The organism is Parvibaculum sp., from assembly GCF_039973015.1.
In the GTDB taxonomy this organism is placed as follows: Bacteria; Pseudomonadota; Alphaproteobacteria; order Parvibaculales; family Parvibaculaceae; genus Parvibaculum.
In genome coordinates, this window is sequence record NZ_JBDWLT010000010.1 from 613,785 (window position 1) to 633,816 (window position 20,032).

The 20,032-nt window shown below is 61.6% G+C and carries 20 protein-coding genes; 12 read left to right on the forward strand and 8 right to left on the reverse strand.

The genetic code is table 11. From position 1 onward, the window contains the following. Positions 1–2: 2 nt before the first annotated feature. The 3 genes from ABJO61_RS14165 to ABJO61_RS14175 are packed head-to-tail and all read right to left on the reverse strand — an operon-like array spanning position 3 to position 1,717. Positions 3–518 carry a hypothetical protein gene (locus ABJO61_RS14165; RefSeq protein ID WP_348327269.1) on the reverse strand — a complete coding sequence of 172 codons (516 nt, stop codon included), beginning with the start codon at positions 516–518 and terminating at the stop codon, positions 3–5. Positions 519–540: 22 nt separating this feature from the next. Then, positions 541–1,068, reverse strand: coding sequence for a VOC family protein (locus ABJO61_RS14170; RefSeq protein ID WP_348327272.1), 528 nt, complete (start codon positions 1,066–1,068; stop codon positions 541–543). 4 nt (positions 1,069–1,072) lie between these two features. After that, positions 1,073–1,717, reverse strand: coding sequence for a carboxymuconolactone decarboxylase family protein (locus ABJO61_RS14175; RefSeq protein ID WP_348327275.1), 645 nt, complete (start codon positions 1,715–1,717; stop codon positions 1,073–1,075). Between the two features lie 78 nt (positions 1,718–1,795). On the opposite strand from ABJO61_RS14175, the gene ABJO61_RS14180 reads away from it, so the two are divergent. The 3 genes from ABJO61_RS14180 to ABJO61_RS14190 are packed head-to-tail and all read left to right on the forward strand — an operon-like array spanning position 1,796 to position 3,571. Beyond that, a complete protein-coding gene (locus ABJO61_RS14180) occupies positions 1,796–2,269 on the forward strand; it encodes a MarR family transcriptional regulator (RefSeq protein WP_348327278.1) in 474 nt (157 codons plus the stop codon). After that, positions 2,266–3,132, forward strand: a complete 867-nt coding sequence (locus tag ABJO61_RS14185; protein ID WP_348327281.1) for an isocitrate lyase/PEP mutase family protein — start codon at positions 2,266–2,268, stop codon at positions 3,130–3,132. The genes ABJO61_RS14180 and ABJO61_RS14185 overlap by 4 nt, the downstream gene beginning before the upstream one ends. Before the next feature lie 10 nt (positions 3,133–3,142). Further along, positions 3,143–3,571, forward strand: a complete 429-nt coding sequence (locus tag ABJO61_RS14190; RefSeq protein ID WP_348327284.1) for a PaaI family thioesterase — start codon at positions 3,143–3,145, stop codon at positions 3,569–3,571. Positions 3,572–3,575: 4 nt separating this feature from the next. Here ABJO61_RS14190 and ABJO61_RS14195 read toward each other — a convergent pair whose 3' ends face one another. After that, the gene (locus ABJO61_RS14195; RefSeq protein ID WP_348327287.1) at positions 3,576–4,349 is read right to left on the reverse strand and encodes a transporter substrate-binding domain-containing protein; all 774 of its coding nucleotides are present in this window, start codon (positions 4,347–4,349) and stop codon (positions 3,576–3,578) included. Between ABJO61_RS14195 and ABJO61_RS14200 the strand changes: the two genes are divergently transcribed. The 8 genes from ABJO61_RS14200 to mutL all read left to right on the forward strand — a co-directional run bounded on the left by ABJO61_RS14200 (position 4,336) and on the right by mutL (position 15,146). Next, complete coding sequence (locus ABJO61_RS14200) at positions 4,336–4,656, forward strand: hypothetical protein (protein WP_348327290.1); 321 nt, start codon at positions 4,336–4,338, stop codon at positions 4,654–4,656. The two genes, ABJO61_RS14195 and ABJO61_RS14200, sit on opposite strands and share 14 nt — an antisense overlap. 262 nt (positions 4,657–4,918) lie before the next feature. Further along, positions 4,919–7,795: an isoleucine--tRNA ligase gene (gene ileS, locus ABJO61_RS14205; protein ID WP_348327293.1), complete on the forward strand. Its 2,877-nt coding sequence runs from the start codon at positions 4,919–4,921 to the stop codon at positions 7,793–7,795. 21 nt (positions 7,796–7,816) lie between these two features. Next, complete coding sequence (lspA, locus tag ABJO61_RS14210) at positions 7,817–8,368, forward strand: signal peptidase II (protein WP_348327296.1); 552 nt, start codon at positions 7,817–7,819, stop codon at positions 8,366–8,368. A 54-nt stretch (positions 8,369–8,422) separates the two neighbouring features. After that, positions 8,423–9,028, forward strand: a complete 606-nt coding sequence (locus ABJO61_RS14215; RefSeq protein ID WP_348327299.1) for a DUF3035 domain-containing protein — start codon at positions 8,423–8,425, stop codon at positions 9,026–9,028. 110 nt (positions 9,029–9,138) lie between these two features. Next, entirely contained in the window at positions 9,139–10,503 is a 1,365-nt protein-coding gene (locus ABJO61_RS14220; protein WP_348327302.1) for a pitrilysin family protein, read from the forward strand. Further along, entirely contained in the window at positions 10,503–11,879 is a 1,377-nt protein-coding gene (locus ABJO61_RS14225; RefSeq protein WP_348327305.1) for a pitrilysin family protein, read from the forward strand. The genes ABJO61_RS14220 and ABJO61_RS14225 overlap by 1 nt, the downstream gene beginning before the upstream one ends. A gap of 111 nt (positions 11,880–11,990) precedes the next feature. Continuing rightward, the gene (locus ABJO61_RS14230; protein ID WP_348327308.1) at positions 11,991–13,325 is read left to right on the forward strand and encodes a glucose-6-phosphate isomerase; all 1,335 of its coding nucleotides are present in this window, start codon (positions 11,991–11,993) and stop codon (positions 13,323–13,325) included. 3 nt (positions 13,326–13,328) lie between these two features. Continuing rightward, positions 13,329–15,146 carry a DNA mismatch repair endonuclease MutL gene (gene mutL, locus ABJO61_RS14235; RefSeq protein WP_348330594.1) on the forward strand — a complete coding sequence of 606 codons (1,818 nt, stop codon included), beginning with the start codon at positions 13,329–13,331 and terminating at the stop codon, positions 15,144–15,146. Here the strand turns inward: mutL and ABJO61_RS14240 are convergent. Beyond that, entirely contained in the window at positions 15,129–15,866 is a 738-nt protein-coding gene (locus ABJO61_RS14240; protein ID WP_348327314.1) for a pyrimidine 5'-nucleotidase, read from the reverse strand. The genes mutL and ABJO61_RS14240 overlap by 18 nt on opposite strands. 152 nt (positions 15,867–16,018) lie before the next feature. Here ABJO61_RS14240 and ABJO61_RS14245 point away from each other — a divergent pair, with 152 nt between their 5' ends. Further along, positions 16,019–17,290: a DUF2336 domain-containing protein gene (locus ABJO61_RS14245; protein ID WP_348327317.1), complete on the forward strand. Its 1,272-nt coding sequence runs from the start codon at positions 16,019–16,021 to the stop codon at positions 17,288–17,290. On the opposite strand, the gene ABJO61_RS14250 is transcribed toward ABJO61_RS14245, so the two are convergent. The 3 genes from ABJO61_RS14250 to yihA form a co-directional block, all read right to left on the reverse strand. Further along, complete coding sequence (locus ABJO61_RS14250) at positions 17,287–18,288, reverse strand: DUF1036 domain-containing protein (protein WP_348327320.1); 1,002 nt, start codon at positions 18,286–18,288, stop codon at positions 17,287–17,289. The genes ABJO61_RS14245 and ABJO61_RS14250 overlap by 4 nt on opposite strands. A gap of 77 nt (positions 18,289–18,365) precedes the next feature. Then, the gene (gene argB, locus ABJO61_RS14255; RefSeq protein WP_348327323.1) at positions 18,366–19,283 is read right to left on the reverse strand and encodes an acetylglutamate kinase; all 918 of its coding nucleotides are present in this window, start codon (positions 19,281–19,283) and stop codon (positions 18,366–18,368) included. A 51-nt stretch (positions 19,284–19,334) separates the two neighbouring features. Beyond that, positions 19,335–20,030: a ribosome biogenesis GTP-binding protein YihA/YsxC gene (gene yihA / locus ABJO61_RS14260; protein WP_348327326.1), complete on the reverse strand. Its 696-nt coding sequence runs from the start codon at positions 20,028–20,030 to the stop codon at positions 19,335–19,337. Positions 20,031–20,032 lie beyond the last annotated feature (2 nt).

A 20,032-nucleotide genomic window follows, 5' to 3' on the forward strand; every position in this document is an offset into this window, starting at 1 on the left:
GTTCACCCGGGCTTCACGACAGCGAGATAGATCGCAGCCGGAATTGTCGTCACGACAAAGAAGGTGCTGATCCGCAGAAACTTCCAGTGGAAGGCGATGGCGGCTTCGAGCCGTTCCGTCTCGCCGTCGAGACGCATCTGCCGCTTCGGCTTGGAGAAATGCGAGATGCGATAATCGACGATCTCCATCGGAATGAAGACCAGAATGACAAGGGCGAGCTTCGCTGTCAGCCACCACGATTCCGCGGGCGACCAGCCGCCGAGCCAGAGCATGAGAAGCCCCGTTGCGAGGATGCCCGGAAAGGCGACATGCTCCAGCACCACACCCTTGTCGAAGGCTTCCATCATGCGGTTGCGATGCGCGATCGCCTTCGCGTCCCCGGGTGCCGCCATCGCATGGCGGAACGCAGGGATCACGTAGTTCTGATAGGCGACGGCGGTCGAGAAGGCCCATATTCCGACGAAGATCACATGCAGGAACTTGATCTGCGCATACCAGGGCGCAAGCAATTCCATCATCGTTCAGATCTCACGGTTGATTTCAGGCCGCCTGTGGCTTGTGAAAATCGATTTTCGACGGCGGCTTCGAATGCGGCAGGTCGTCGGACTTCAACGCGGCCAGCGCGTGTTCGCGGTCTTCCTTCGTGAAGGCGCCGGTTGTGAGGCAGAACTCGACGAAATTGCCGTTCGGGTCTTTCGTGTAGACCGAGTGGCACCAGTTATGGTCGATTTCCAGCACATCGAGCCCCGCATCGAGCCAGCGCTGACGGCGCTGTTCGAGTTCCGCCTTGTCCTTCACATCGAAGGAAATGTGATTGATATGGTCTGGAACGCCGGCGGCCCTGGAGAGATTGGTCTCGAAATTCTCCGTGCCTGGCATGTCGTGCATTTCCCAGAAGGCGATGAACTTCGAGTCATCTTCCATGCGGTAGAAGAAATGTTTAGCCCAGCCGCCTTCGGGCGAGGGGCCGATCTCGACCTTTACAAGCTCGAAACCCATGACCCCTTCATAGAAATTATGGATCGCCTTCATGTCGCGCGCGGCAAGCGCCAGGTGATGATAGCCCATTGCGTCAGTCCTTCTCTTTCTGGTCGACCATATTCATCACATCGTTGGAACTGCCCTCGGGTGCGGCAATCTCGACGATCCGTTCGTCAACATCGTCATATTCAAGCCGGAGCGCGCGGGACATGGTCGCATGCATGTCATAGGTCGCGGTGATGTAGGTGAACTCAAGTATCTCTTCGTCCGAAAGATGCTTCTTCATCGCATCGAAGATCGCCTCCGGCACACGGCCGCTCTGGAGTACGAGGCAATCCGTATAGGCAAGCAGCGCGCGTTCGAGCGGGCTGAAGCAATCGGCAATCTGCCAATGCGGGATCGCCTCGATCTGCTCTTCCGTGAATCCGACATCGCGACAGGCCTTGCAGTGCTGTGAGAAGACGAATTGCGAGCCGCGCGCAAAGCCTGCGCGAATCTGCCCCAGTTCGCGAAGCTTCGGGCTGATTTTCCGCTTGGGGTCTCGATAGAACTGGAAGCCTTCGGTCGTGTGCTTGAAAGCATCGGGAACCAGCGCAAAGACGGTCCACCAGTTTCCGGGTGTGCCGGTCGCCGTGCCCGGTTCCTTCACCGGGTCACGTTCACCGAAAAGCATCTTGTATATCTGTTGCGCGAGCGGATCTGCGTCCGCCTTCGCGACCTGTCTCAATCTCGGCATGCTCATCCTCCCGTTGCATGACCGGCAGAAATGTAAGATAAACTGACGAATGACTCAAGCCGAAAAGCGGAACCCAAAATGGAAAGAAAACCCGGACTGCTGATGGCGCAGTTGCTAAACCGTTTCATCTGGTTCGACGGCGCGCTCCAGAAGAGCCTTGATGCGCGCGGACATGGCGGGGTGCGCCGCCTTGAATCCATGTGCATGGTTTATGTTCATGCGGGTGTGCGCCGTCCGAGCGAGCTTGCGCGGCTTCTCGGCGTGACGCGGCAATCCGTGAACACGGCCTTGCGCGAGCTGGAGGAGAAGGGGCTCGTCTACATGGCGGCGGACCCGGATGACGCGCGCTGCAAGCTGGTGAGTTTCGCACCGGAAGGGGCGGCGATGCGGCAGGAGGCGATGGAAATTGTCATGGGCCTCGAAGCCGAACTGGAAGAGAGGCTGGGCAGCCAGGCCGTGAGTGAACTGGGCCGTCTGGTCACTGCCGACTGGGGAGAGCCGCCGGTGATCGGCAAGACGCCGGCGAAGGAAAGAAAGAAGAAAAGAGCATGACGAACCTGCACGAACGTCTCGCCGCTCCCGGCATCATTGTCGCGCCCGGCGCCTATGACGCCTTGTCGGCAAAGCTCGCCGCGAAGGCAGGCGCGGAGGTGGTCTACATGACGGGCTTCGGCGTGTCGGGCGCGAGTTTCGGATTACCGGATGTCGGCCTTGTGAGTGCGGCGGAAATGGCCGAGCGTGTCCGCGCGATTGCGTGCACATGCGCACCCGTGCCGCTGATCGCCGATGGCGACAATGGTCATGGCGGGCCGCTCAACGCCGCGCGTCTCACTCGCGCCTATGAGACGGCAGGCGCGGAGTGCATCCAGATCGAGGATCAGGTTTTCCCGAAGCGCTGCGGCCATATGGAAGGCAAGGAGGTCGTCGCGATCGAGGAAGCGGCGGCGAAGATCCGCGCAGCCGCCGACGCACGCGAAAGCAAGGGCTTCAAGATCATGGCGCGCACGGATGCGCGCGCGACGCACGACCTCGACGAGGCGCTGAGGCGCGGCGAAGCTTTTCTGAAAGCGGGCGCGGACATTCTCTTTATCGAGGCGCCGCGTGACGAGGCCGAAATGCGCAGAGTGGCCGAGACCTTCAAGGGTGTGCCGCTGGTCGCCAATATCGTGGAAGACGGCAAGACGCCTTATCTCGGCGCGAAGGCGCTGGAGTCGCTGGGCTTCAAGATCGCGCTTTTTCCCGTGTCGGCGCTGCTCGCCGTCACCGCGCGGCTGCAGGGCGTTTACGAGACGCTGATGAAAGGCGAGGGCTTGCCGGACGGCGAAGAGCGCGTCACTTTCCAGCGCTATAACGAGCTGATCGGCCTGAACGAGATGATGGCCGACGCGGCCGCGATAACGCAAAAGACGGAGTGAAGGGGACGCGATGCCGAGCTGGGGGAATATTCTGAAGCGGATCGAGGCGGGCGAGACGGAGAAGGCGCCGCCGCATGTGACGGCGCTCAATCTCTATGCGGGCAAGCTGACCGTACTGGAGCCCGGCCGCATCCGCTATGACTGGCCGGTCGATCCGGCTTACATGAACCCGGTGGCGGTGTTCGGCGGTTATCTTGCGACGCTCGCCGACCAGACCTGTTCCTTCGCGCTGATGACCATGCTGAAGGACGACCAGAACTTCACGACCGTGGACCTTCAGACGCATTTCTTCCGGCCGGTGACGAAGGGTGTGCTCGCCTGCGAGGGCCATGTGCTGAACGTCTCGAAGACACAGGCCTATGTTGAGGCGATCTTTACGAACGGTGACGGCAAGCTGGCGCTGAAGGCGCGGGCGGTGGAGCGAATTATCACGGCGTGAGATTTCACTCCACCCACTTTGAAAACAGCACTTCCTTCTGCCCGCTCTCGTCCATCTTCGCGAGCCACGCATCGATGCGGGCCTTCCACGCCCCGTCCTTCGGCAAGAGGTAGGCCTTCTCGGACCGTGTGAAGGGCGCATTGGGGTTTACCGCACAGAGCGCGGGATGCTCGCGGGCAACAATGCGCGTTTCGATGGCGTCGGTGAGCATCACGTCGGCGCGGCCCTCGGCGATCTCCTCGAAGATGCTCGCATTATCCTTGTGAAGGACGAGGCGCGCCTTGCGGATGTTCGCGCGGGCGAAGACCTCGTTGGTGCCGCCCGGATTGACGATGACGGTGACGCCTTCGCGGTCGATCCCGTTCAGCGTCTCGAAGCGCGAGGCATCCTCGCAGCGGGCAATAGGGGCCTTGCCGTCGGTCAGCAGTGGCGTCGAGAAGAAGGCGTGCTCCTTCCGCTCCTGCGTGACCGAGATGCCGCCCATGCCGATATCGTATTTGCCCGCCTTGAGATCTTCCATCAGTGTCGGCCAGCTCGTCTTCACGATGACGAGGCGGACGCCGAGATCCTCTGCGAGCGCTTGCGCCATCTCGGCGTCGAGGCCCTCGAGCTCGCCTTGCGGACCCTCCCATGAGAAGGGCTTGTAGTCGCCGGTGAGACCGACACGGACCGTTTCCGAGGCCTCGATCCGGTCGAGCGTCGGGCTCTCGCCAGCGACTACGAGCGACGATAGGGTAAGAACCCACAGAATGAAGAACGCACGAATGAGCTTTGCCATGAAAAACGCAGATTTATGGAGGGAGGCAGAGGCGTACGCGAAGCAGATCGCGCCGTTGCCTAAGCATGATCCTATTGAAGCTGGGCTAATGGGCTTTTTTGGCAGTGGCGCGATACTGTTCCTATTTGTCAGCATATCTGGCTTGAGCAGTGATCGATTTGATGTCCCACTATTTACGACGATGGCTATCTGTGGGATCGCCCCTTATTTTTATTTTCGGGGACAGGTTACAAAGCATTATCGGGTTTTAGGCGACGAATACCGTAGTTTAGCTGATAGGTACGGAGAGGTTGAAGATGTACAGTGACGGAGGCCGTTTCAGCGTATTTCCGCCCCTGACCGCCTTTGGACCCTTACTGGACTGTTAAGGGGCCTGCTGCTAGAAACTCGCCCCATGACGATGCTCATGAAAATGCCGGGAAGAGGCGGCGCCCATCCCGCCATAATAGCGCGAATTACAGGCCCGGCCTGCCGCTGAGGACGCCCGCCGGGCGGTCCGGGGCAGGAGCCGGGTTTCTCCGTTTTCATCGCGCAACCCAGATTTTCTGGACCATTCCCCGGGATCATCCATGTCCACCGATACGACCTCCGAAAATAAAGGCGCCGAAGAAGCCGGCCGCGACTATCGCGAGACGCTTTTTCTGCCGAAAACCGATTTTCCGATGAAGGCGGGGCTTCCCGTGCGCGAGCCCGAATGGCTGGAGCGCTGGCAGAAGCTCGACCTCTACAACCGGCTCCGCGAAAGCGCGAAGGGCCGCGAGACCTTCGTCCTGCATGACGGTCCTCCTTACGCGAATGGCAACATCCATATAGGCCATGCGCTGAACAAGATCCTGAAGGACATCGTCGTGCGCTCGCAGCAGATGATGGGCAAGGACGCCGCCTATATCCCTGGCTGGGACTGCCACGGGCTTCCGATCGAGTGGAAGATCGAGGAGAAGTACCGCAAGAAGGGCCTCAACAAGGACGAGGTGCCGCCGCTGGAATTCCGGCGCGAATGCCGCGAGTTTGCCCAGCACTGGGTCGATGTGCAGAAGGAAGAGTTCAAGCGCCTCGGCGTTTCCGGCGAGTGGGACAATCCCTACCTCACCATGTCCTTCGACGCCGAAGCGAAGATCGTCGAGGAATTCCAGAAATTTCTCATGAACGGTTCGCTCTATCGCGGCTCGAAGCCGGTCATGTGGTCGGTGGTGGAAAAGACCGCGCTGGCGGAAGCCGAAATCGAGTATCACGACCACACCAGCCACACGATCTGGGTGAAGTTTCCGGTGGTGAAGGGCGATGCCTTGAAGGGCGCCGCGGTTGTGATCTGGACGACAACGCCCTGGACGATCCCGGCGAACCGCGCGATCTCCTATTCGCCGAAAATCGCTTACGGCCTCTACGAAGTGAAGGCGACGGGCGAGAAGCTTGTGCTCGCCGATGCGCTCGCAGCGCAGGTCGCGAAGGACGCGGGCATCGAGGACTGGACGCGGCTTCGCGACGTGATGGCCGATGAACTGTGCGGCGTCGTTTGCGCGCATCCCTTCCGTGGTCAGGGCTACGACTTCGACGTGCCGCTGCTGGCGGGCGATCATGTGACGGAAGAGGCCGGTACCGGCTTCGTCCACACCGCGCCCGGCCACGGCCAGGACGACTACATCATCTGGGTCGAGAACTTCGGCTCGAAGGACATCCCCGAAACCGTGAACGAGGAAGGCGGCTATTACGACCATGTGCCGCTCTTCGCGGGCAAGTTCGTGCTGACGCGGCAGGGCAAGGAAGGCAACGCCAACGCCGCTGTGATCGAGGAGCTTGAGAAAGCGGATGCGCTGCTGGCCAAGGGCAAGGTCAAGCACTCCTATCCGCATTCATGGCGCTCCAAGGCGCCGCTCATCTTCCGCAACACGCCGCAATGGTTCGTGGCGATGGATGCGAAGATCGAGGCGGCGGGCGGCCGCGAATTCCGCGACGTCGCGCTGGAGGAAATCGACAAGGTGCGCTGGGTGCCCGCGCGCAACCGCAACCGGATCCACTCGATGGTGGAAGGCCGCCCCGACTGGGTGCTGTCGCGCCAGCGCGCCTGGGGCGTGCCGCTGACACTCTTCGTGAAGAAGGACGATGGCTCGCTGCTCCGTGACGAGGCCGTGAACGCGCGCATCGTCGAAGCCGTCGCCAGCGAAGGTGCGGATGCCTGGTTCGAGCATCCGGCATCGGACTTCCTCGGAAGCCAATACAGCGAAGCGGACTACGAGAAAGTCACCGACATTCTCGATGTCTGGTTCGATTCAGGGTCCACCCATGCCTTCGTGCTGGAAGCGCGCGGGATACCGACACCCGCCGACCTCTATCTCGAAGGTTCCGACCAGCATCGCGGCTGGTTTCAGTCCTCGCTGCTCGAAAGCTGCGCGACGCGAGGCCGCGCGCCCTACCGGCAGGTGCTGACGCATGGCATGACGCTGACCGACAAGGGCCTCAAGATGTCGAAGTCGCTCGGCAATGCGATCGAGCCCGAAGCGATCATCAAGCAGAACGGCGCGGAAATCCTGCGCCTGTGGGTCGCGAGCACCGACTACTGGGAAGATCACAGCATCGGCAACGACATCATCAAGTCGAATGTCGAGGCCTACCGGAAGCTCCGTAATACGTTCCGCTACCTGATCGGCAATCTTGCGGGCTTCGACGATGCAGAGCGCCTGCCTGTCTCCGAGATGCCGGAACTCGAACGCGTGATCCTGCATCGCCTTGCCGAGCTCGATGACCTCGTGCGCAAGGCCTACACGGATTACGACTTCAAGCGGGTGTCGCATACGCTGTCGAATTTCATGAATGTCGAACTTTCGGCTTTCTATTTCGACATCCGAAAGGACGCGCTTTATTGCGATGCGCCCTCGGCGCTGCGCCGCCGTGCCTGCCGCACGGTGCTCGATCATCTCTTCTCCTGCCTCACGGCATGGCTAGCGCCGGTGCTTTGTTTTACGGCGGAAGAGGTCTGGCTCTCGCGCTTCCCTTCCGGCGAAGACTCGGTGCATCTGCGCACTTTCCCGGAAATCCCGGCCGATTGGCGCAACGAGGCGCTTTCCGAGAAATGGAAAAAGGTGCGCGAACTCCGCCGCGTGGTCACGGGTGCGCTTGAAGTCGAACGCCGCGAAAAGCGGATCGGCGCGAGCCTTGAAGCGGCCCCTGAAGTCTTCGTTTCGCGATCCGAGCTTGTGGAGGCGATGAAGGGTGTCGACCTCGCCGAAATCTCGATCACGAGCCAGGCGACGCTCGCCGAAGGCGAAGGCCCCGCCGATGCCTGGCGGCTCGACGATGTGCCGGGCGTTGCCGTCGTGCCGAAGCTTGCAGAGGGACGCAAATGCGCACGTTCCTGGCGTATCCTGCCGGAAGTGGGAAGCGACCCGGATTACCCGGATCTCTCGCTCCGCGATGCGGCGGCGGTCCGCGAATACGACGCGCAGCACTGAGCGCGAGAGGGAGATAAAGGGATGACGAGCCTGAACCGCGAGACTTTCTGGGGCCCCTGGTCTCTCTACGGGTCGCTGATCGGGCTGGCGGGCTTTGCCGTCGACCGTGCCCATAAATGGTGGATGATCAATATTTATGACATCGCCGCGCGGGGCCGCGTCGAGGTGACGTCCTTTTTCGACCTTGTCATGGCCTGGAATCAGGGCGTCAGCTACGGCCTTTTCGAGGCGCAGACGGCGCTGGGCGTGGCAATCCTCGCGGGCTTCGCCATCGCGGTCATTATCGGCCTCAGCCTCTGGCTTGCCCGGGTGGACCACAAGGTGACGGCGCTTGCCATCGGCCTGATCCTCGGCGGCGCCCTCGGGAATGTCTATGACCGCATTTTCTATGGCGCAGTGGCGGACTTTTTTAGTTTTCACGCCTTCGGATTTTACTGGTATATCTTCAATATCGCCGATGTATGGATAGCGCTGGGCGTCATGCTCATCATCCTCGAATCGGTCTGGCCGGGCCTTGTGGGCGCCGGTAAAAAGGACAGCCCGGACGGAAAATCGGGCGGTACACCAGCCTGACAGGCGATTGGCCGGCAGGATCGGCAAAAAGCCACGACCAAGGAGAGCCGATAAGTGACTATCGAAGCGAAAGTCTCCCGCATCGCCGGGTGGAGCGCGAAAGCCGGTCTGTTTGCCGCGCTGTCGCTTTCCCTTGCCGCCTGCGGCGGTGAAAGCCTTAGCGATACGCTTGGTTATGGCAAATCCGCCCCGGACGAATTCGCCATCGTAACGAAGGCGCCGCTGGTCATCCCGCCGGATTATTCGCTGCGCCCGCCGCAACCCGGCGCACCGCGTCCGCAGGAAATGGACATGCAGCCCTCGATTGGCGCGCAGCGCGCCCTGATCGGTGAGGAAGCACTTTCGGCTGAAAATGTCGGTCCCTCGCAGAGCCAGGGCGAGCAGGTGCTGTTGCAGGAAACCGGCGCGACGGAAGCCGATCCGCGCATCCGTCAGGTCGTGAACGCGGAAACGCGCTCTCTGGTCGAACGCGACGAGACGTTCGTCGACAGTGTTCTCTTCTGGAAAAACTCGGGTCCGGCGCCGGATGAGCGTCTTGTGAACCCCAGGGAAGAAAGCGAACGCATCCAGCAGAATGAGGCGGAAGGCAAGCCTGTTACCGAAGGCGAGACCCCGACCGTCGAACCGAAGAAAGAAGGCTGGCTCTCCGGCATTTTCTGAGCAATCGGGATTTGCGAATGGCGGAAGGGCAAAGGTCTTTCCGCCTTTTGCTTTTCCGCGCGTCGAAAGCCGGAACGAGAGAAGCCACCGCCCCGGAGGGATGAGACTTGTTGCGCACACGCTACCTTGCCGCCCTCCCTTTTGTCCTCCTGATACTGCTCGTGTTCTTTGGTCTCGTTTTCGGGCGTGGCGGTTCGCTGACTGTCGCGCCGTTGCCGGAGACTTTCGAGCTGTCGAATGGCATGAATGTTCTGGTGATCCCCGATCATCGGGCGCCCGTCGTCACCCACATGGTCTGGTACGAAGTGGGCGCCGCCGATGAGGATGCAGGCAAGACAGGGCTCGCGCATTTTTTTGAACATCTGATGTTCAAGGGCACGCAGAAAATAGAGCCGGGCCAGTTTTCGCGCATCGTCGCGCGCAATGGCGGGCAGGACAATGCCTTCACCCATTACGACTTCACTGCCTATTTCCAGGTGATTGCGAAAGATCGCTTGCCGCTTGTGATGGAGATGGAAGCGGACCGCATGACCCACCTTCAGCTCACCGATGCCGAGGTTCTGCCCGAGCGCGACGTGGTTCTGGAAGAGTTGCGCATGCGGATCGAGAATGAACCTTCGGCTGAGTTGCAGTCGGAGATGAACAGCGCGCTTTATGGCGAGCACCCTTATGGCCGGGATGTCATTGGCTACAAGGACGAAATAGCCGCTTTGACGACGGAAGACGCGCTCGATTTTTACAAGCGCTACTACACACCGAACAATGCGACGCTGATCGTCGCCGGTGACGTGACGGCGAAAGAACTGAAACCGCTTGCCGAAAAATATTACGGCTCCATCAAGGAGCGCGCGCCCACCTTCATCCGCAAGCGGCCGGATATCGAGTGGCCGGACGAAAGCAAACGGGTGACCCGGCGCGATGCGCGTGTGCGCGAAGCGACATGGATGCGCTATTACCCGGCCTCCGGCTACGCAGGGGCGGGCGCCGAAAAAGGCGCAGCGCTCGATGTGCTGGCCGAGATCCTCGGTGGTGGTACGACGAGCCGTCTCTATCGTTCGCTGGTGGTTGAGCAAGGTCTCTCGACCGGTGTGCAGAGCTGGTACGAAGGCAGCCGTCTCGATGGCGGCAAGTTCGGCCTTTATGCGCTGCCGCAGGTTGGCGGCTCTCTCGACAAGCTGGAAGAGGGGGTCGAGAACGAGCTCGCGAATTTTCTCGCTGAAGGCGTAAGCGATGAGGAGCTCGACCGTGCAAAGACGGTGATCGTCGCGAGCGCGGTCTATGCGCGCGATAACCAGCGCAGCATGGCCTATGCCTATGGCGAGGGACTGATGACCGGCATGAGTGTGCAGAAGATTCACGAATGGCCGGACCGCATACGCGATGTGACGAAGGAAGATGTGATGGAGGCGGCAAGATCCGTTCTCCAGGATACGCATGCAGTCACGGGTGAGCTTCTGCCGGGGGGAGCGATGTGATGCGCGCCACGATTGCCTTTATCTGTTTTTCTCTCGCCGCGATCCTGCCCGCGCAGGCGATGGATATCGAGCGTGTGGTCAGCCCCGGCGGTGTCGAGGCGTGGCTGGTACAGGAAGATGAAGTGCCTGTCGTGGTGATGGAAGTCGCGTGGAAGGGCGGCGCTGCGACCGATCCCGAGGGGAAGTCCGGGGTTGCGAATATGGTGTCGGGCCTTCTCGACGAAGGCGCGGGCGAACTCACCTCGGAAGAATTCCAGATCCGTATGGAGGAGATTGCCGCGCGCATGTCTTTCTCCGCCGACAACGATTATTTCAGCGCTACGCTGATCACGCTTGCAAACCACAAGGACGAGGCCTTCGACCTTTTCTCGAAGGCGATCTCCGAGCCGCGCTTCGACGAAGACGCGGTCGAGCGTATTCGCAAGCAGATCGAGACCATTGTCGCGCGCAATCGCCAGTCGCCGGACTGGATCGCCAGAAATAACTGGTACAAGGCGGCTTTCGGCGACCACCCTTACGCGCGCGACGAAGACGGCACACCCGAAAGCGTCGGCGCGATCACACGCGACGATCTTCTCGGATATACGGGCCGTGTGCTTGCGCAAGACAACATGAAGATTGCGGTTGTCGGGCCGATCTCGCCATCGGAACTTCGCAGTCTTCTCGACCGGACATTTGGCGGGCTGCCTGCCGAAGCGCAGGTAGCGGATGTGCCCAAGGCGGACGTTACCGGAAATGGCGAAGTCCAGGTCGTGGTGCGCGACTTCCCGCAAAGCGTGATGATCTTCGGGTTGCGGGGCGTTGCGCGCGACGACCCGGATTTCATCCCCGCTTATGTGATGAATTACGTTCTGGGTGGCGGCAGTTTTTCCTCCCGGCTGACGGAAGAGGTGCGTGAGAAGCGCGGCCTTGCTTATTCGATCGGCAGCTATCTCTACCCCATGGACCATGCTGCGATGTGGCTCGGTCAGGTCGGAACGAAGAACGAGCGCGTCGGACAGACGCTTTCGCTTGTGCGCAAGGAATTGGCGCGGATGGCAGAGGAAGGTGTGACGGCGGACGAGTTGAAGGACGCGAAAACCTATCTTACGGGCTCCTATCCGCTGCGTTTTACCTCGAACCGATCCATCGCGAACCAGCTTCTGGGCATCCAGATCGGTGGATATGGCATCGATTATGTGGACAGGCGCAACGCCCTGATTGAGGACGTGACACGTCAGGACGTGGCGCGCGTCGCCAAGCGGCTGCTGAAGCCGGATAACCTTCGCGTGACGATTGTCGGCAAGCCGAACCTGTCGCCGGACCCCGAAGGCCTGCCCGAGACGGACGATATGGCGCCTGCCAGGTCCGGTGGCCCGTCCGAACGGCTGCATTAGGGGAGGGCGCGGGGAACTCCCTCGGCTTTCCGGGTGTTTGCGTTCTTGTTACGCTTTATTCCGGCTTCGCGATTCTAGCCGCGGGCCTTTCCCAAAAGGTGGAACAAGTTCATGGCCGATACCGACCTGCCTTACCGTCAGTCTCTGGATAACTGCTTTGCCGACGCGATCGGCGAAGATGGGCTTTCGCGCGAAAGCTACGGCAAGGCGCTGGTGCGCGCGGAAGACGCGCTTGACTGGCTGCGCAAGGCGCATGAAACGGGTGCGTTGCCGCTCCTGCGCGTACCCGCGCGGCGCGACGACTTCGCGCGGATCGAGGAAGTGGCAGAAAAGCTCCTCGACAATACGACCGACATATTCATCTTCGGCATCGGCGGCTCGGCGCTCGGCGCGCAGGCGCTGGCACAGCTCACCGGCTGGGGCACACAGGCGAATGTGCAGAAGGGTGTGCGCATTCATATTCCCGACAATCTCGATGCGACGACCATGGACGCCGTGTTCTCCAACGCGGATCTGCGCACGACACGCTTTCTTGTCGTCTCCAAATCGGGGGGGACGGTTGAGCCCGCGATACAGACATTGGCGGCGATGAGCGCGCTCGCGGAGGCAGGCGGCGCAAAATACATGAAGCATCACTTTGCGGTGCTGACGGAACCTGCGAAGGACGGCAAGCCGAACCCCATGCGGGCGCTGGCCGAAGCGCAGGATTTCCCGACGCTGGAGCACGACCCGGGCGTCGGCGGCCGCTATGCCGTGCTCACCAATGTGGGGCTTCTGCCGGCCTGTCTGATGGGGCTTGACATTGCGGCGGTGCGCGAAGGCGCGGCTGCGGTGCTGGCGCAAGTGCTCGGCAAGCGCGCCGCAGGTGATGTTGCGCCCGCCGCAGGGGCGGCGCTGTCCGTCGCCATGGCGGAAGAGAAAGGTGCGTCCATCTCCGTCGTCGCGGCCTATGCCGACAGGCTTGAGCGTTTCCTCGCCTGGTATTGCCAGCTCTGGGCTGAAAGTCTCGGCAAGGATGGCAAGGGCACGACGCCCGTGAAGGCGCTCGGCCCTGTCGATCAGCACAGCCAGTTGCAGCTCTGGCTTGCGGGCCCGAAGGACAAGCTCTTCAACATTTTCATGACGGAGACGAAGGGCAAGGGCCCGAAAGCCTCGCCGGATATCGCGAAGGGTACGGCCTTCGATTTCCTCGGCGGCCACAGCGTCGGCGATCTCGTGGATGCCGAGCAGCGCGCCACGGCGGATACGCTGGTGAAAAACGGGCGGCCCGTGCGCAGTTTCATGCTGCCTGCGATCGACGAGCGCACACTTGGCGCGCTCTTCATGCATTTCATGCTGGAGACGATCATCGCGGGCCGCATGCTCGGCGTCGATCCCTTCGATCAGCCGGCGGTTGAAGAAGGCAAGATTCTCGCACGCAAATATCTCGCCGAAGGGAAAGGCTGAGGCATGGGCCGTATCCGCCGCTTGAGCGAAGGGACGATTAACCGCATCGCTGCGGGCGAAGTGGTTGAGCGTCCGGCAAGCGCGGTGAAGGAACTCGTGGAGAATGCGCTCGATGCGGGCGCGCGTCACATAGAGATCGTGGTTGGCGGTGGCGGACGCGACCTCATTCGCGTCACCGATGACGGTATCGGCATGAACGCGGAGGAACTGGCGCTTGCGGTCGAGCGGCATGCGACCTCGAAGCTCCGCATCGATGGCGAAGGCCTCGAAGATCTTCACGACATTGCGACGCTCGGCTTTCGCGGGGAAGCGCTGCCCTCGATCGGTGCGGTTGCCAGGCTGACTATTCTGAGCCGCCCGAAAGATGCGGAGACCGCATTCCGCATTTCGCTCGAGGGCGGAAAGACGGGCGCGGTCGAGCCCGCGGCAGGCCGCCTGGGCACACAGATCGAGGTCCACGATCTCTTCTTTGCGACGCCTGCACGCCTCAAATTCATGAAAAGCGAGCGCGCCGAAACGCAAGCCGTGTCCGATGTCGTGAAGCGGTTGGCAATGGCGCACCCGGAGGTCGGCTTCACGCTGACGAGTGGTGAACGTAATCTGCTGCGGCTCGAACCGGAACTGCCGGGAGGGGCGGGACGGCTGACGCGTCTCGGCGCCATCATGGGCCGTGACTTCGAGCAAAACGCGCTCTCGATAGATGCTGTCCGTGAAGGCATCGCGCTCACGGGCTTTGCCGGATTGCCGACCTATAATCGCGGCACGGCGCAGCTCCAGTTTCTCTTCGTGAACGGACGGCCTGTGCGCGACAAGCTGATCGTCGGCGCGGTGCGCGGGGCTTACGCGGATTTCCTCGCGCGCGACCGGCATCCCGCCGTCGCCCTTTTCGTCGATCTCGATCCCCGCGATGTCGATGTGAACGTGCATCCGGCCAAGGCCGAAGTGCGTTTCCGCGATGCGGGGCTGGTGCGCGGGCTCATTGTCGGTGCGCTGAAGCGGACGCTCGCGGAGGCCGGGCACCGCGCCTCGACGACGGTAGCCGGTGCAGCGCTTGGCGCGGTCCGCCCGGAAATGACGGCGCCTCCCGATGCTTATGCGCCACGCTGGTCCTCGCCCGGCCCCATGCGCCAGCCCGGCCTCGCCGAAGCTGCGAGCGCATGGCAGGGCGCCTTCACCGGTCTTGGCGGTCACGCCGCGCGCGTCGAAACGGCAGTGGAACCTGCAAACGAGACAGCGCCGGATCTGCCGCTCGGCGTGGCACGTGGACAGTTGCACGAAACATATGTAATCGCGCAGACGGCGGATGGCATCGTGATCGTGGACCAGCACGCCGCACATGAACGTCTCGTCTATGAGCGCATGAAGAAGGCAATGGCGGCGACGGGCGTAGCGCGGCAATTGCTGCTCATTCCCGAAGTCGTGGATCTCGACGAGGCGGAGGCTGAACGCCTCGTCGCGCGCATTCCGGAACTCGCAGAACTCGGATTCGCGATCGAGGGCTTCGGGCAGGGTGCGGTTGTCGTGCGCGAAGTGCCCGCCATCTTCGGCAAGCTCGATGTGACGGGCTTGGTGCGCGACCTCGCGGACGACCTGGCGGAACTCGATGAGGCGCTGTCGCTGAAGGAGCGGCTGGAAGAAGTTTGCGGCACCATTGCCTGCCACGGCTCGGTGCGCGCGGGGCGCCGGCTTACCGGCGAGGAAATGAATGCGCTTTTGCGCGAGATGGAGGCGACGCCTCATTCCGGCCAGTGCAACCATGGCCGACCGACCTATGTCGAGCTGAAGCTCTCCGATATCGAGCGCCTATTCGGGCGTCGCTGAGGCGGACGGAAGTCCTTCCAGAAATCCTCTGAGGTTGTCGGTCACATAGTGGACGTGATCGCCATCGGCCCCCTCATGCGAGAGACGGTGATGCCGCTCGATGCCTGCGATCGAGGGACGGACCCAGACTGTCGTCATGCCGAGAGCATGAGGTACTTCGAGATTGCGGGCGATGTCCTCGAACATCGCAGCGCGCGTCGGCTCGATGCCGCTCGCATGGAGGAAGCGCTCATACGCGCGATGTCGTGGCTTGGGTTCATATTCCGTCGACACGATATCGAAAATACCGCTGAAGACATGACCGATCCCGAGCTGCCGGATGACATTCTCCGCATGCGCGAGCGAGCCATTGGTGAAAACGATTTTCCTCCCCGGCAGCGCCTCGATTGCCTGGCCGAGCGCCGCATCGGCGAGCACGGCGGTAACGTCGATATCGTGCACGAACTGAAGGAACTCCGTCGGTTCAAGCCCGTAAACGCTCATAAGGCCCGATAGCGTCGTGCCATGCTCGATATAGAAGTCCTTCTGGATGCGTTTCGCTTCGACCGCGTCGACATCCAGATAACGCGAGATGAAGGCGGTCATGCGCAGGTCGACCTGGGCGAAGAGGTCGCATTCAGGCGGATATAAAGTGTTGTCGAGGTCGAAAACCCAGGTTTCAACCGCCGGGAAATCCCGTGGACCCGCCGCTTTACCGCTGCCGCTCTCGATAATCGTCATGGTTCATATGTGCCCCGGCAGGCGCCCGCTTGGCAAGGCTCGCGTGCAACGGCACGGCTTAATGGAGTGTTAAGCGGATGAACCGGAAAATCGGGCTGTAATCCGCGCCGGGGCTCCGCGTTTCCGGGGGAAGGCGCAGTCGGAGTGCGGCGATGGCGTCCGGATTTTTTGCCAGGTTTTTCGGCAGGAAGCGGCTCCCCGAGGAGCTTCGCTACGAGGATGCGCGCCGGGTTCTGGAGAGCCACCAGTTCGAAATGAAACGGGAGCTTGCCTCGCGAGAGGACGCACCCCGAGAGGCGCTCTATTATCTGGCCTGCGACGACGATCCGCGGGTGCGCGGCCTCGTCGCCGCCAATAAGTCCGCGCCCGTTCAGGCCGACGAACTGCTGCATAGCGATAATGATGGCGAGGTGCGCGGCGAGCTGGCGCGCAAACTATCCCGTTTGATGCCGGATATGCCGCTCCATGAGCGCAGCGCCGTCCAGGAACGCGTTGCCGGTCTGCTTGAAAAGCTCGCCGCCGACGAGCTGCCGCGCGTACGGGCGATCATTGCCGAAGAGGTTGCCGGCTGTCCGACCATTTCCGCAACGCTTGCAAGACGCCTCGCGCGCGACGCGGAGATTGCCGTTTGCGGGCCGATCCTCGAATACTCGCCACTTCTCTCCGACGAAGACCTGATAGAGATTATCGCGACTTCGCAGGCGAAGGGCGCCACCGCGGCCGTGGCACGCAGGGCCTGCGTCAATACCGGGGTTTCAGACGCCATTGTCTCCTCGCATGACGATGGCGCGATCGGGGAGTTGCTTGCAAACAAGGGGGCGCGCATTCGCGAAGAGACGATGGAACGCGTCATTACGCGCGCCTCCGGCATAAAGAGCTGGCACAAACCCCTCGTGATGCGCCCCGAACTCTCGATGCGCGCCATGCGCCGTATCGCCACTTTCGTTTCACGCTCTCTGATCGAGGAATTGCGCCGTACGCATGACCTCGACAAGGAAACGGCGGACTGGCTGAGAGCGAAGGTGCAATCGAAGATCGAGCGGGGCGAGGAAGAGCACGAGCTGGCACCACGCGAGGATATCCGCGATGCTTATGCTGCGGGGCGTCTCGGCGACGAAATGGTGATGGAAGCGGCAACGACCTCGCAACGCGCCTCTGTTGTTCTCGCATTGTCGCTGCTTGCGGGCGTCCCCGCCCAAAGCATCGAAGAGGTATTCACCGCGCAGAGCGGACGCGGCATCGCCGCCTTGTGCTGGAAGGGCGGGCTTTCCATGCGCACCGCGCTTGCGGTCCAGACCTATATTGCGCATGTGCCGCAGCCCAATCTGGTGCTGCCGCGTGAAGGTATTGCTTATCCGATGACCGAGGATGAGATGCGCTGGCACTTGCAGTATTTCGGTATCGAGGAGGCCACGCCGGATTAGTCGAAATCGATCCGGCGCAAGAACTTCCCGTCCGTTTCGACGCGCATGAAGCCGCGTTCGTCGAAACCTCGGGCTGTGCAGCGTTCGCGCCCTTTGATTTCGAAGCGCGTCGTCTTGATGCAGAAGCTGTTATTGCCGCTCCAGATCATTGCGCCTTCGCGGCCTTGTGCGATGGCGCCTGCATCGTCGACGCCTTCGGCATAGACGTAATAGACGTCCTGATCGAGCTTGCCCTTGATTGCCTTGCGGCAACTGTCCGGTTCGATCCTCACCCATCCGCTGGACATGTCGTCTTCGTCGTTCGCGTAGCCGATGGCGGCCCAAACGAGCGTATCTGTCTTGTTGCAGAGGTCGAGACCCGCAGCTTTCTGTTCCTCGACCGCACGCTCGACGATCTGCTCGATCAGCTTGTCATCTATCTTTCCCGTCACGGCGACATTGGCCGAGCGCTGAAAGGCTTCCACGGCGCGGAGCGTGTTTCGCGCGGCTATACCGTCGATACGATTGAGCGCAAACCCGTTATCCTTGAGAAGTCTCTGTGCCGCAGCGATGCGCGCCTGATCGGCGGTATATTCGCTTGCCTCTGCGAATGTCGTGGACCAATCCTTGCCTGCTTTCGTCCGCACACGCAGAAAGTCGGCGGAGTCGTAGCCGCGGAGTGCGCATTGCTCTGCGCCTTCGATGTTGAAGTCGTCTTCCAGCGTGCAGAACTGAGTATTGCCCGAAAAATATTTGACGCGCCCCGCATGTGCGTCGATGGAGCGCGCGAAAACGAAATAATCCTGTGCGGCAATGTCACCATCGAGCATGGAAGCACAGCCGCCTGGCGGCACACGCACCCAGCCCTGGCTCTTCATGCGGCCATCTGCTTCGAAGGCGATGGCGCCGTCGAGGACATAGCTCGTCTTGTTGCAGAATCTGTAGTCGGCATGCGCAGGCGTGCCCAGCATAAACCATGCTGTGACGGCGGCAGCGGCAATCTGCAGGCAGCGCATCATTGATTTACGGCGTTTCCCCAAACTCAGGAGACACCATAACATCGTGAGGCGCTGCGGCAAGGCCGTGCGGCCCACTCCTACTTCTGAATTAAAGTGCCCGCACCATGCTCGGTGAAGAGTTCGAGCAACACCGCGTGACGAACCCGCCCGTCGATGATGACCACAGCCTCGACACCGCCCTCGACGGACTCGATGCAGGTTTCGAGCTTCGGGATCATACCGCCGGAAATCGTGCCATCCTGCATCAAGGCCTTGGCCTGATCGACGGTAAGGGCTTCCATGAGCTTGCCCTGCTTGTCGAGCACGCCCTTCACGTCGGTGAGAAGCAGGAGGCGCGCGGCGCCCATCGCAGCTGCGATCGCGCCTGCGACGGTGTCTGCATTGATGTTGTAGGTATGGCCATCCGCCGAAACGCCGATCGGTGCGATCACCGGGATGATGTCCGACTTCTGGATGACTTCGAGGATTTCCGGATTGATCTTCTCCGGCTCGCCGACAAAACCGAGATCGAGAATCTTTTCGATGTTGGATTCCGGGTCGTGGATCTTCTGCTCGACCTTGCGCGCGACGATGAGATTGCCGTCCTTGCCGCAAAGCCCGATCGCCCGCCCGCCAGCCTGATTGAGCTGTGCCACGATCTGCTTGTTGATCGAGCCCGCAAGAACCATTTCGACGATCTCGACGGTCGCCTTGTCGGTGATCCTGAGGCCGCCCGAGAATTCGCTCTTGATGCCAAGCCGCTTCAGCATCGCGCCGATCTGTGGTCCGCCGCCATGCACGACCACGGGATTGAGGCCAGCCTGCTTGAGCATCACGATGTCGCGCGCGAATTCGGCGCCGAGCGCCTCGTCGCCCATCGCATGTCCGCCATATTTCACGACGACGGTACGCTTGTCGTAGCGCTGCATGAAGGGCAGGGCCTCGGAAAGAATACGAGCGCGCTCCACTCTCGGGTCTTCCTGCTGCGCTGCGCCTTTATCGGTCGTATCCGCCATGCTCGTCCGTCTGCCTCCCTGGCTGCCTCCGGCCCATTGGCCGAGAGCCTCTCAAGCCTGCGGTTTATACCCCAGCGCGGCCGGGTCGGCCAGTGACGCGACCTCCGCGCGAAGCGTCGCGATGCCGTCGCCCTTCTCGCTTGACGTTGCAACGATCCGGGGATGCGCCGCGACATGGCGGCGGATGTCGGCACGGACTTCCTCAAGCCGCAGCTCGAGTTCGCCCTTTTTCAGCTTGTCGATTTTGGTGAGAACGATCTGATAGGAGACGGCCGCTTCGTCGAGCATGGCCATGACCTCGTGGTCGTTCTCCTTGATGCCGTGCCGTGCGTCGATCAGTACGAAGACGCGGCGGAGCCCGGCGCGCCCGCGCAGATAGGACATGACCAGACGGGTCCATTCGCCGACTCGCGCTTTCGTTTCGCGTGCATAGCCATAGCCCGGCAGGTCCACCAGCATGACAGCGGCCTGTCCCTGGGGGCCGAGCTCGAAGAAGTTGAGTTCCTTCGTGCGACCGGGGGTATTGGAGGTGCGCGCGAGCGTCTTGCGGCCGGTGAGAGCGTTGATCAGGCTCGACTTGCCCACATTGGAGCGTCCGGCGAAGGCGACTTCGGGAAGCGCCGTCTCGGGCAGCCCCTTCATTTCGACCACGCCGCGCAGGAACTCGCAAGGCTGCGCGAAGAGCCAGCGCCCGGTCTCGATATCCGGTGTGTCGTCGTCCGGTCCTTCGGGCGCTGCGTCGTTCATCG

Excerpts from the sequence above, each read along its gene's own strand:
- ABJO61_RS14165 (WP_348327269.1), bottom strand. The coding sequence starts at position 518 with ATGATGGAATTGCTTGCGCCCTGGTATGCGCAGATCAAGTTCCTGCAT.
- ABJO61_RS14170 (WP_348327272.1), bottom strand. The coding sequence starts at position 1,068 with ATGGGCTATCATCACCTGGCGCTTGCCGCGCGCGACATGAAGGCGATC.
- ABJO61_RS14175 (WP_348327275.1), bottom strand. The coding sequence starts at position 1,717 with ATGCCGAGATTGAGACAGGTCGCGAAGGCGGACGCAGATCCGCTCGCG.
- ABJO61_RS14180 (WP_348327278.1), top strand. The coding sequence starts at position 1,796 with ATGGAAAGAAAACCCGGACTGCTGATGGCGCAGTTGCTAAACCGTTTC.
- ABJO61_RS14185 (WP_348327281.1), top strand. The coding sequence starts at position 2,266 with ATGACGAACCTGCACGAACGTCTCGCCGCTCCCGGCATCATTGTCGCG.
- ABJO61_RS14190 (WP_348327284.1), top strand. The coding sequence starts at position 3,143 with ATGCCGAGCTGGGGGAATATTCTGAAGCGGATCGAGGCGGGCGAGACG.
- ABJO61_RS14200 (WP_348327290.1), top strand. The coding sequence starts at position 4,336 with ATGAGCTTTGCCATGAAAAACGCAGATTTATGGAGGGAGGCAGAGGCG.
- ABJO61_RS14195 (WP_348327287.1), bottom strand. The coding sequence starts at position 4,349 with ATGGCAAAGCTCATTCGTGCGTTCTTCATTCTGTGGGTTCTTACCCTA.
- ileS (WP_348327293.1), top strand. The coding sequence starts at position 4,919 with ATGTCCACCGATACGACCTCCGAAAATAAAGGCGCCGAAGAAGCCGGC.
- lspA (WP_348327296.1), top strand. The coding sequence starts at position 7,817 with ATGACGAGCCTGAACCGCGAGACTTTCTGGGGCCCCTGGTCTCTCTAC.
- ABJO61_RS14225 (WP_348327305.1), top strand. The coding sequence starts at position 10,503 with ATGCGCGCCACGATTGCCTTTATCTGTTTTTCTCTCGCCGCGATCCTG.
- ABJO61_RS14230 (WP_348327308.1), top strand. The coding sequence starts at position 11,991 with ATGGCCGATACCGACCTGCCTTACCGTCAGTCTCTGGATAACTGCTTT.
- mutL (WP_348330594.1), top strand. The coding sequence starts at position 13,329 with ATGGGCCGTATCCGCCGCTTGAGCGAAGGGACGATTAACCGCATCGCT.
- ABJO61_RS14240 (WP_348327314.1), bottom strand. The coding sequence starts at position 15,866 with ATGACGATTATCGAGAGCGGCAGCGGTAAAGCGGCGGGTCCACGGGAT.
- ABJO61_RS14245 (WP_348327317.1), top strand. The coding sequence starts at position 16,019 with ATGGCGTCCGGATTTTTTGCCAGGTTTTTCGGCAGGAAGCGGCTCCCC.
- ABJO61_RS14250 (WP_348327320.1), bottom strand. The coding sequence starts at position 18,288 with ATGATGCGCTGCCTGCAGATTGCCGCTGCCGCCGTCACAGCATGGTTT.
- argB (WP_348327323.1), bottom strand. The coding sequence starts at position 19,283 with ATGGCGGATACGACCGATAAAGGCGCAGCGCAGCAGGAAGACCCGAGA.
- yihA (WP_348327326.1), bottom strand. The coding sequence starts at position 20,030 with ATGAACGACGCAGCGCCCGAAGGACCGGACGACGACACACCGGATATC.